General features: G+C 72.0%; 7 protein-coding genes. 6 read left to right on the top strand and 1 reads right to left on the bottom strand.

What is annotated here, in order from left to right:
• The 5 genes from coaE to WMI84_RS04000 form a co-directional block, all read left to right on the top strand.
• The coding region (gene coaE / locus WMI84_RS04020) for a dephospho-CoA kinase (RefSeq protein ID WP_347350718.1) at positions 1 to 1,271 on the top strand (1,271 nt) is incomplete at its 5' end.
• 3 nt (positions 1,272 to 1,274) lie between these two features.
• On the top strand, positions 1,275 to 3,389 hold the full coding sequence (gene uvrB / locus WMI84_RS04015) for an excinuclease ABC subunit UvrB (protein ID WP_347350717.1): 2,115 nt from the start codon (positions 1,275 to 1,277) through the stop codon (positions 3,387 to 3,389).
• 223 nt (positions 3,390 to 3,612) lie between these two features.
• The gene (locus WMI84_RS04010; RefSeq protein WP_347350716.1) at positions 3,613 to 4,596 is read left to right on the top strand and encodes a TerC family protein; all 984 of its coding nucleotides are present in this window, start codon (positions 3,613 to 3,615) and stop codon (positions 4,594 to 4,596) included.
• A 203-nt stretch (positions 4,597 to 4,799) separates the two neighbouring features.
• Complete coding sequence (locus tag WMI84_RS04005) at positions 4,800 to 6,617, top strand: amino acid permease (protein WP_347350715.1); 1,818 nt, start codon at positions 4,800 to 4,802, stop codon at positions 6,615 to 6,617.
• 3 nt (positions 6,618 to 6,620) lie between these two features.
• The gene (locus WMI84_RS04000) at positions 6,621 to 7,532 is read left to right on the top strand and encodes a universal stress protein (RefSeq protein ID WP_347350714.1); all 912 of its coding nucleotides are present in this window, start codon (positions 6,621 to 6,623) and stop codon (positions 7,530 to 7,532) included.
• Between the two features lie 137 nt (positions 7,533 to 7,669).
• Here the strand turns inward: WMI84_RS04000 and WMI84_RS03995 are convergent, their stop codons facing one another.
• A complete protein-coding gene (locus WMI84_RS03995) occupies positions 7,670 to 9,250 on the bottom strand; it encodes an aldehyde dehydrogenase (NADP(+)) (protein WP_347350713.1) in 1,581 nt (526 codons plus the stop codon).
• 109 nt (positions 9,251 to 9,359) lie between these two features.
• Here WMI84_RS03995 and WMI84_RS03990 point away from each other — a divergent pair, with 109 nt between their 5' ends.
• Positions 9,360 to 10,550 carry an FAD-binding oxidoreductase gene (locus WMI84_RS03990; RefSeq protein WP_347350712.1) on the top strand — a complete coding sequence of 397 codons (1,191 nt, stop codon included), beginning with the start codon at positions 9,360 to 9,362 and terminating at the stop codon, positions 10,548 to 10,550.
• Positions 10,551 to 10,558 lie beyond the last annotated feature (8 nt).

Genomic DNA, 10,558 nt, shown 5'->3' with positions numbered 1-10,558 from the left:
GGGCCGTGCTGCGGGTCGGGGTCACGGGCGGGATCGGGTCGGGCAAGTCCAGCGTGTCGCAGCGCCTGGCCGGGCTCGGCGCCGTCGTGGTCGACGCCGACCAGGTGGCCCGCGAGGTCGTCGAGCCGGGGGAGCCGACGCTCACCGCGATCCGGGACCGGTTCGGCAGCAACGTGATCCGACCCGACGGGTCGCTCGACCGGGGCGCCCTGGCCGCCGTCGTGTTCCCGGACCCCGCGGCCCTGGCGGACCTGAACGCGATCACCGGCCCGGCCATCATGACCCGGGTGGCGCAGCGGCGCGCCGCCGTCCCTGCCGACCGGGTGACGGTGTTCGACATGCCGCTGCTGGTCGAGCGCCGGCTCTGGGTGCACGAGCACCTGGCGGTCGTCGTGCACGTCGACGTCGAGACCCGGGTCCAGCGCCTCGTCGCGCAGCGCGGGCTCGACGAGGCCGACGTGCGCCACCGGATCGCCACGCAGGCCGACGACGACGCTCGCCGGGCCGCCGCCGATGTCTGGCTCGACAACAACGGCACCCCGGACGAGCTCACGGCTGCCGTGGACGCGCTCTGGCGCGAGCGGATCGAGCCGTACGACGCGAACGTCGTGGGCGGCATACGGACCCGGCGTCCGGATCGCAACGCCGTGGTCGCCGCCCGGGCGGACTGGGCCGCCTGCGGAGCACGTGTCGTGGCCCGGCTGGCCGCCGCACTCGCGACGACCGGGCTGGCCTGCGACGTGACGCACATCGGGTCGACCGCGGTGCCCGGGCTCGTCGCCAAGGACGTCATCGACATCCAGGTGGGAGTGCCTCGTCTCGCCGACGCCGACCACCCGGGGTTCGCGGCGGCCCTGCGCGCGGCGGGCTACCTGCTCGACCCCGCAAACCTCGCGGACAACCCGCACCCGGCCGGTGCCGACCCGGCCGGGTGGGCCAAGCGGTACTACGGCGGCTGCGACCCCGGCCAGGTCGTCCACGTCCACGTCCGCGGGACGGGGGGCGAAGGCTGGCGGTTCGCGCTGCTCTTCCGCGACTGGCTGCGGGCGCTGCCCGCCGAACGGGACGAGTATGCCGCCCACAAGCGCGCGCTGCTCGCCGCGGACCCGCGCACCGACGTCTACACCGAGGCGAAGGAGCCGTGGTTCGAGGGCGCGTGGCAGCGGGCCACCAGGTGGGCCGCCGCGGCCGGCTGGGCGCCGCAGCCGGGGGAGCGGGTCCCGACGGGACCGCGCCGGGACGGCCCTGTCGGTGGCCGGGCTTACGGTTGAGTCATGCGTCCCACCACCGACCTGCAGCGCACGGTGGCCCCGTTCGAGGTCATCTCCGACTACCGGCCGAGCGGCGACCAGCCGCAGGCCATCGCGGAGCTGGCGCGGCGGGTCAAGGCGGGCGAGCATGACATCGTCCTGCTCGGCGCCACCGGCACCGGCAAGTCCGCGACGACGGCGTGGCTCGTCGAGCAGGTCCAGCGGCCCACCCTCGTGCTCGCCCCCAACAAGACCCTCGCCGCGCAGCTGGCCAACGAGTTCCGCGAGCTGCTGCCGCACAACGCCGTCGAGTACTTCGTCTCCTACTACGACTACTACCAGCCCGAGGCCTACATCCCGCAGACCGACACCTACATCGAGAAGGACAGCTCGGTCAACGACGAGGTCGAGCGGCTGCGGCACTCGGCGACCAACTCGCTGCTGACCCGGCGCGACGTGATCGTGGTGGCCTCCGTGTCGTGCATCTACGGTCTGGGCACGCCGCAGGAGTACGTCGACCGGATGGCCCGGATCCGGGTCGGCGACGAGATCGTCCGCGACCAGCTGCTGCGCCGGTTCGTCGAGATGCAGTACACGCGCAACGACCTCGCCTTCACCCGCGGCACCTTCCGGGTGCGCGGCGACACGGTCGAGATCATCCCGGTCTACGAGGAGCTCGCCGTGCGCATCGAGTTCTTCGGCGACGAGGTCGAGCGCATCTACACGCTCCACCCGCTCACCGGCGAGGTGATCCAGGAGGAGCAGGAGATGTACGTCTTCCCGGCCTCGCACTACGTCGCCGGTCCGGAGCGGATGGAGCGGGCCATCGCCGGGATCGAGTCCGAGCTCGAGCAGCGGCTGGCCGAGCTCGGGCGACAGGGCAAGCTGCTCGAGTCGCAGCGGCTGCGGATGCGCACGACCTACGACATCGAGATGATGCGCCAGGTCGGCTTCTGCTCCGGCATCGAGAACTACTCCCGGCACATCGACGGCCGCGCGGCCGGGTCGGCCCCGAACTGCCTGCTCGACTACTTCCCCGAGGACTTCCTGCTGGTCATCGACGAGTCGCACCAGACCGTGCCGCAGATCGGCGCGATGTACGAGGGCGACATGTCCCGCAAGCGGATGCTCGTCGAGCACGGCTTCCGGCTGCCGAGCGCCATGGACAACCGGCCGCTGAAGTGGGAGGAGTTCCTCGAGCGGATCGGCCAGACGATCTACCTGTCGGCCACCCCCGGCGACTACGAGCTCGCCCGGTCCGGTCCGCCGGTCGAGCAGATCATCCGTCCCACCGGGCTGGTCGACCCCGAGATCGTGCTCAAGCCGACGAAGGGGCAGATCGACGACCTGATCCACGAGATCCGGCTCCGGGTCGAGCGCAACGAACGGGTCCTGGTCACGACGCTGACCAAGAAGATGGCCGAGGACCTCACCGACTACCTGCTCGACAAGGACCTGCGGGTGCGCTACCTGCACAGCGACATCGACACACTGCGCCGCGTCGAGCTGCTGCGCGAGCTGCGCACCGGCACCTTCGACGTGCTGGTGGGCATCAACCTGCTACGCGAGGGCCTCGACCTGCCCGAGGTCTCCCTGGTGTCGATCCTCGACGCCGACAAGGAGGGGTTCCTGCGCTCGACCCGCAGCCTCATCCAGACCATCGGCCGGGCCGCCCGCAACGTCTCCGGGCAGGTGCACATGTACGCCGACGCGGTCACCCCGTCGATGCGCCAGGCCCTCGACGAGACCAACCGCCGCCGCGCCAAGCAGGTCGCCTACAACACCGAGATGGGCATCGACCCGCAGCCGCTGCGCAAGCGGATCGCCGACATCACCGACCTGCTCCAGCGCGAGGACGCCGACACGCAGGAGCTGATCGGCTCGGGTCGCATCCAGTCCCGGGGCAAGAGCAGCGCCGGGCGGGGCGCGATGGCCGCCGACGTCGGGGTCGCCGGGCTCGCCCTGGCCGAGCGCCCGGCCGGCCTGGCGACCGTCGACCTCGCCGCCCTCATCCAGGAGCTCACCACGCAGATGCACCAGGCCGCCGCCGAGCTGCACTTCGAGCTTGCCGCCCGGCTGCGCGACGAGATCAGCGAGCTGAAGAAGGAGCTGCGACAGATGACGGCCGCCACCCACTGAGCGGGCCCCGGGGAGGTCCAGCGGCTGGACCGCCGCCCGCCCCGACTTGAGCCGACCCACGAGAGGATGAGAGCATCAGGCGTTCACGGAGGGGAGTATCCCCAATGCGACGTGCTCGTCACCACGGGCGGCGGCCGACGGCCGCGCGGTCCCGGGCCGTCGGTCCGCCTTCGGGGCGGGAGAGACCTCCGGTCTGCGCCGCCGTGTCCGGAAGGTTCCTTTCATGAATGTGCCCGTCTGGGGCTGGGTCGTCACCATCGTCGTGCTGACCGTGTTCCTGCTCGTGGACGTCCTGGTCATCGCCCGACGGCCACACGTGCCGTCGATGGCCGAGGTGACCCGCCACCTGATCTTCTTCGTCTCGCTCGCGATCCTCTTCGGGCTGTACGTCTGGTACGAGTGGGGCGGCAGGTACGCGGGCGAGTTCTACGCGGGCTGGCTGACGGAGTACTCCCTGTCGGTCGACAACCTGTTCGTCTTCCTGCTGATCATGCAGAACTTCCGGGTGCCGGCCCGGCTGCAGCAGTCCGCCCTGATGACCGGCATCGTCATCGCGATCGTCCTGCGGGGCATCTTCATCGCCGTCGGGGCCGCGGCGATCAACGCCTTCGCGTGGGTCTTCTACATCTTCGGTGCGTTCCTGATCTACACGGCCGTAAAGCTCGCCAAGGGGGGCGACGAGGAGGACGAGTTCGAGGAGAACCGGGTGCTCAAGTGGGTCGAGAGCAGGTTCCCGGCGACGACCGAGTTCCACGGGACCAGCCTGACGATCGTCGAGAACGGCAAGCGGCTGATCACCCCGATGCTCATCGTCATCCTCGCCCTGGGCACGACCGACCTGCTCTTCGCGCTCGACTCCATACCGGCGATCTTCGGCCTCACCAAGGAGCCGTTCCTCGTCCTGACCGCCAACATCTTCGCGCTGATGGGGCTGCGCCAGCTCTACTTCCTCATCGGCGGGCTGCTCAAGCGGCTGGTCTACCTCAGCATCGGCCTGGCGGTGCTGCTCGGCTTCATCGGCGTCAAGCTCATGCTGCATGCCCTGCACGAGAACAACCTGCCGTTCATCAACGGCGGGCAGCCGGTCCACTCGGTCCCGGACATCCCGATCTCGGTCTCGCTGGGCGCCATCATCGTCATCCTCGGCGTGACGACAGTGGCGAGCCTGTGGAAGACCAAGCACGACACCAGGGCCCTGCGCGACTGACCGAGCCCCGGCTGACCTGCTCCTCGTCGTGCCGGAGCGGGCCAGCCGGTCATCCCGGCCGCTGTGGACAGGTGATTCCCTCCGGCACTACGTTTGTCGGGTCGTTTTCCGGCAGTTTGCCGCGTCCGCCAGATCGAGAGGCGCACCCATGGCTCGCTCCGCTCTGCTGCACAGTTCGCACGTCGCCGGGCGGTGGGCCTGAGATGGCCGGCGGCGAGCCCGGGCTGAAGAAGGCGCTCAACCAGCGCCAGCTGACCATGATCGCCATGGGCGGCGTCATCGGCGCGGGCCTGTTCGTCGGCTCCGGCACGGTCATCCACGACACCGGGCCGGGCGCGTTCCTCACCTACGGGCTGAGCGGCATCCTGATCATCCTGGTCATGCGGATGCTCGCCGAGATGGCCGTGGCCGACCCGACGACGGGGTCGTTCGCGGACTACGCCCGCAAGGCGCTCGGCGACTGGGCCGGCTTCTCCGTCGGCTGGCTGTACTGGTACTTCTGGGTCATCGTGGTCGGGTTCGAGGCCGTTGCCGGGGCGAAGGTCCTCAACTTCTGGCTCCCGGACGTGCCGACCTGGGGGCTGAGCCTGGTGCTGATGCTCCTCATGATGGGGACGAACCTCATCTCCGTGTCGTCCTTCGGTGAGTTCGAGTTCTGGTTCGCGGGCATCAAGGTCGGCGCCATCATCGTCTTCCTCGTCTGCGGCGCTCTCTTCGTGCTCGGGATCTGGCCCAACGTGAGCCTGGACTTCAGCAACCTCACCGCGCACGGCGGCTTCTTCCCCAAGGGCGCGTTCGCCATCACGGCCGGCGTCGTCACGGTGATCTTCTCGATGGTCGGTGCGGAGATCGCGACCATCGCTGCCGCCGAGTCCGACGACCCCGAGCGTGCGGTCGCCAAGGCCGCCAACTCGGTGATCACCCGGATCGCGATCTTCTTCGTCGGCTCGATCTTCCTGCTGTCCGTGATCCTGCCGTGGAACTCGCCGGAGCTCCAGGCCTCGCCCTATGTCGCGGCGTTCGAGCGGATGGGCATCCCGTACGCCGACGACGTGATGAATGCGATCGTGCTCACCGCGGTGCTGTCCTGTCTGAACTCCGGCCTCTACACCGCCTCGCGGATGCTCTTCGTCCTGGCGGCCCGTCGCGAGGCGCCCGCGTCGATGGTGTCGGTCAACTCGCGGGGCGTGCCGATGGTCGCCATCCTCACCTCCTCGGTCGTCGGGTTCCTGGCCGTGATCATGGCGGCCGTCTCGCCGGACACCGTGTTCTCCTTCCTGCTCAACTCGTCCGGCGCGGTCATCCTGTTCGTCTACCTGCTCATCGCCATCTCCCAGATCGTGCTGCGCTACCGGGCGGACAGCTCCACGCTCAAGGTGAAGATGTGGTTCTTCCCGGTGCTCTCGGGGATCACGGCTCTGGGCATCGTCCTGGTCCTGGCCCAGATGGGCATGACCGCGGACGTACGCATCCAGCTGGTGCTCAGCCTCCTGTCGTGGGCCGTGGTCATCGTCCTCTTCTTCCTCAACCGGGTCCGGATCGCCCGGCTGCCGGCGAGGGTCGAGCCCGCGCCGACCGGCCAGGCGCGTCGCGTGCTCGTCCTGGCCAACCAGACCCTGGAGGCCCACGAGCTGCTCGACGAGCTGAAGCGGATCGACACCACGGGCAAGGCGACGTACTACGTCTGCGTACCGGCCAGCCCCGTGGAGACCGGGACGGCGTGGACCCACGGCGCGCTGTCGATCCGGGACGCGACGGTCGCGGCCGCGCAGGCGCGGTTGGACCGGACCCTCGCGGCCCTGTCGGCGCACCACCTCGATGCCACCGGCAGTCTGGGCGACTACCGCCCGCTGCGCGCGCTGCAGACAGCGGTGCAGGAGTTCCGTCCCGACCAGATCCTCGTGGTGACGCTCCCGGTGTCGGACTCGGTCTGGCAGCGCTTCGAGGTCGTCGACCGGGCGGGCGAGCTCGGCGTCCCGGTCAGCCACATCGAGGCCGCCTCGCTCGTGGCATCCGGCTGAGCCATGGCGATCGTCGTCGGCTACACCACGCAGGAGAGCGGAGTCTCGGCCCTCGAGCTGGCCGGCGTGCTGGCGCGCTCCCTGCGTGAGCCGCTGGTCGTGACCGTCGTACTGGCGAGCCCGAACATCGCCGGGGTCTCGGACCTCGTCGACGGCGACCGCGTCGGTCCGCTCACCCAGTGGGGCGAGTCCGTCCTCGACGGCGCCCGGGCCGCTGTCCAGCCGGACGTCGAGGCGAGCTTTCAGGTGCGGCACGCCTCGTCCATCCCGACCGGGCTGCTCGAGTCGGCCGCCGACGCCGGCGCCTCGGCCCTGGTCCTCGGCTCGTCGAGCAAGGGATCGCTCGGCCGGATCTCGCTCGGCAGCATCGTCGACCGTCTCGTGCACGCTGCGCCGCTGCCGCTGGCCCTCGCCCCGCGCGGGTTCCGCTCGGGTCCCGCCGCGCGGATCCGGCGGGTCAGCATCGGTTACGCGGGATCCGAGCGGGGGGCGCACGTGGTGGCGGCGGGCGCGCAGCTCGCGCAGTCGGTCGGGGCGGACCTACGGGCCGTGTCGTTGCTGGTCCGGCCGCCCCAGCGGCTCTTCGGGACGATCGAGCCGTCCGCAGACGACGTCGTCGTCGACGAGTGGGCGGCTCGGACGAAGGCCGCCCTCGAGACCCGGTTGGCCGCGACGACCGCCACCTTGGGCGACGGGTCGGTATGCCCCCTCGCTGTCGGGGTGGGACTCTCCTGGCGCGAGGCGATCCGGGACGTGCCCTGGAGCGACGGCGACCTGCTCGTCCTCGGACCGAGCTCGGCCGCTCGAGCCGCCCGGCTCTTCCTCGGGTCCCGGGCATCGAAGATCCTGCGGTCCGCGCCGGTGCCGGTCCTCATGGTGCCGGCGCCGCGCGCCACCCGGGACGGCGACCCGTAGGCCACGCCGGCCGGGCCCGGACCGCGGCCCCGCGAGCCGGGTCCGGACCGCGGCTGCGCCGCCGGTAGGGGACCGGGGGCCGATGCGGACGGGACCGGCCCGGTCCCGCCGAGTCGTCGGAGTCCTGGACGACAGGATCAGGGCAGCTGCAGGGTGCCGTCGACCCGGCGCACCAGCCGCCAGGGGTTGTCGTCGCGCACGGGCTCGGGTAGCAGCTGCGCGGGCAGGTCCTGGTAGCACACCGGGCGCTGCCACCGCTCGATGGCCAGGGTGCCGACCGAGGTCGTGCGCGGGTCGGAGGTCGCGGGGTACGGGCCACCGTGGACCATCGCCTCGCTGACCTCCACACCGGTGGGCCAGCCGCCCCACAGGATGCGCCCGGCCCGGGTCTCGAGGACCGGCAGGAGGGTGCGGGCACTGTCCAGGTCGGCGTCCGTGCCGTGGATGGTGGCGGTCAGCTGGCCCTCCAGCCCGCTCAGCGCCCGGGCCAGCGAACCGATGTCGGCGTACCGGATCACCAGCCCGGCCGCTCCGAAGACCTCCTCGGCCAGCTCCTCCTGCGCCACGAAGTCGGCGAGCCCGGTGGCGAAGACCGTCGGCGCCGGCGCGTTTGCCGAGTCGCCCGGGCTGCCGGTCGCCACGACCGTGACGGCAGGGGCGCCGGCCAGGTAGGCGGCGCGCTCGTCGAAGTGCGCCCGGATCTGCGGCGTCAGCATGGTCTGGCCGGCGCTGGCGCGCACCGCTGCGCCGACCGCGTCGAGGAAGCGGTCGCCGAGCGCGCCGGTGGGCAGGAACAGCAGGCCGGGATTCGTGCAGAACTGCCCGGCCCCGTTCGTCAGCGAGGTCACGTAGCCGGTGGCGAGCGCGGCAAGGTCGCCGCCGAGCGCGCCCGGCAGGACGACGACCGGGTTGACCGAGGACATCTCGGCGTAGACCGGGATCGGCTGGGGACGGCGCGCGGCCGCCTCGACGAGGGCGAGCCCGCCACCCCGGGAGCCGGTGAAGCCGACGCCCTGGATGGCCGGGTCCGTCACCAGGGCGGTGCCGATCTCGTTGCCGGTGCCGAACACCAGGGAGAAGACCCCGGCGGGCATGCCGGTCTGCTCGGCGGCCCGGGCGATCGCCCGACCGACGAGCTCGGCCGTGGCCGGGTGCGCGTTGTGACCCTTGACGACGACCGGGCAGCCGGCGGCCAGGGCCGAGGCGGTGTCACCGCCGGCGGTGGAGAAGGCGAGCGGGAAGTTGCTCGCGCCGAACACGGCGACCGGACCGATCGGGACCTGGCGCATCCGCAGGTCCGGTCTGGGCAGCGGCTCACGCCGGGGGAGCGCGGGGTCGACCCGGACCCCGAGGTGGTCGCCCTGCCGGACGACGCGGGCGAAGGCGCGCAGCTGGCCGCAGGTGCGGGCCCGCTCGCCCTGCACCCGGACGGCCGGCAGGCCCGACTCGGCCATGGCCGTCTCGACCAGCTCGTCCCCGACGGCCTCGATCTGCTCGGCGATGGCATCGAGGAAGCCGGCCCGGTCCTGCGGCGACGTGGCCCGGTAGGCCGGGAAGGCCGCGGCCGCCGCGGCGGTGGCCGCGCCGAGCTCGGCAGTGGTCAGCGCGCTCACCTGCGGTCCGATCGGCTCGCCGGTCGACGGGTCCACGGCGCGGAAGACCCCCGCGGTGCCCGATGTGGGTACGCCGGCGATGATCGCCTGTCCGGTGGCTGTCATGGCTCTCCTTGCGGTCCGGTTGCAGGTGGCGGCGAGCAGGGTCCCGAGCGCCTCGGCAGGAGGCATCTCGCGACATCCAGTAATGTGTAACATTACACACTATGCGACGATGCCGAAGCCGCCGGTGGACACCGTGACCACGGCGGTCGTCATCGGTGCCGGGATCGTCGGGTCGGCCTGCGCGGAGGCCCTGACGCGCCGCGGGATCGAGGTCGTCGTCGTCGACCGCAACTCCGTCGGCTCCGGCACCACGAGCCGCGGCGAGGGCAACATCCTCGTGTCCGACAAGGGGCCCGGCGCGGAGCTCGCCCTGGCCCGGCTCTCCCGGCGGGCCTGGCTCGAGGTCGGCGACCTCCTCGGCCGGGCGCGCATCGAGCTCGAGGAGAAGGGCGGCCTGGTCGTCGCCGCGTCCCCCTCCGGTCTCGCCGCGCTGCAGGGCTTCGCCGACGCGCAGCGGGCGGCCGGGGTGACCGCCCTCGACGTCACCGACCCCCGGACCCTCGAGCCGCACCTGGCCACCGGGCTCGCCGGTGCCGTCCACTACCCCGAGGACATGCAGGTCCAGCCGGTGCTGGCCGCCGCGGAGCTGCTCGCCGCCGCGCTGGACCGGGGAGCCGGCTTCCGTGGTGACACGGACGTGGCAGCCGCGGTCACGGACCACGACGGGTCGGTGAGCGGCATACGCACGGCGAGCGGTGACGTCGTCGAGGCGGACGTCGTGGTCAACGCGACCGGCACGTGGGGCGGCACCGTGAGCGCGCGGCTCGGGGCGCCGGTGCCCGTCCTGCCGCGGCGCGGGTTCGTCCTGGTCACCGAGCCGCTGCCGCCCCTGGTGCGGCACAAGGTCTACTCCGCCGACTACGTGGCGAACGTCGAGTCCTCCGAAGCCGGGCTCGAGACGTCCTGCGTGGTCGAGGGCACCCGCGGGGGGACGATCCTGATCGGGGCGAGCCGGGAACGCGTCGGCTACGACGCGGCCCTGTCCGCACCCGTCGTCGAGACGCTGGCCAGGCAGGCCGTCGCGCTCTTCCCGTTCCTCGCGCGCGTGCACCTGCTGCGCGTGTACCGCGGCTTCCGACCCTACTGCCCGGACCACCTGCCGGTCGTCGGGCCCGACCCGCGGGTGCCCGGCGTCATCCACGCCTGCGGCCACGAGGGTGCCGGGATCGGGCTGGCGGCCGGCACCGCCCGACTCGTCGCCGACTACGTCACCGGCGCGCTGGCGCCCGAGACGGCCGGGGAGTGGGCCGCGCTGCTGCCGGACCGTTTCGTCACCGCCGGGGGCGAGGAACAGCCATGAGGAGGGCC

The organism is Intrasporangium sp. (assembly GCF_039812505.1).
GTDB lineage: Bacteria > Actinomycetota > Actinomycetes > Actinomycetales > Dermatophilaceae > Intrasporangium_A.
The sequence above is the reverse complement of the archived record's forward strand: the minus strand, read 5'-3'. Positions and strand labels throughout refer to the sequence as shown.

Coding starts and splice junctions, on each gene's coding strand:
- uvrB (WP_347350717.1), top strand. CDS start 1,275: ATGCGTCCCACCACCGACCTGCAGCGCACGGTGGCCCCGTTCGAGGTC.
- WMI84_RS04010 (WP_347350716.1), top strand. CDS start 3,613: ATGAATGTGCCCGTCTGGGGCTGGGTCGTCACCATCGTCGTGCTGACC.
- WMI84_RS04005 (WP_347350715.1), top strand. CDS start 4,800: ATGGCCGGCGGCGAGCCCGGGCTGAAGAAGGCGCTCAACCAGCGCCAG.
- WMI84_RS04000 (WP_347350714.1), top strand. CDS start 6,621: ATGGCGATCGTCGTCGGCTACACCACGCAGGAGAGCGGAGTCTCGGCC.
- WMI84_RS03995 (WP_347350713.1), bottom strand. CDS start 9,250: ATGACAGCCACCGGACAGGCGATCATCGCCGGCGTACCCACATCGGGC.
- WMI84_RS03990 (WP_347350712.1), top strand. CDS start 9,360: ATGCCGAAGCCGCCGGTGGACACCGTGACCACGGCGGTCGTCATCGGT.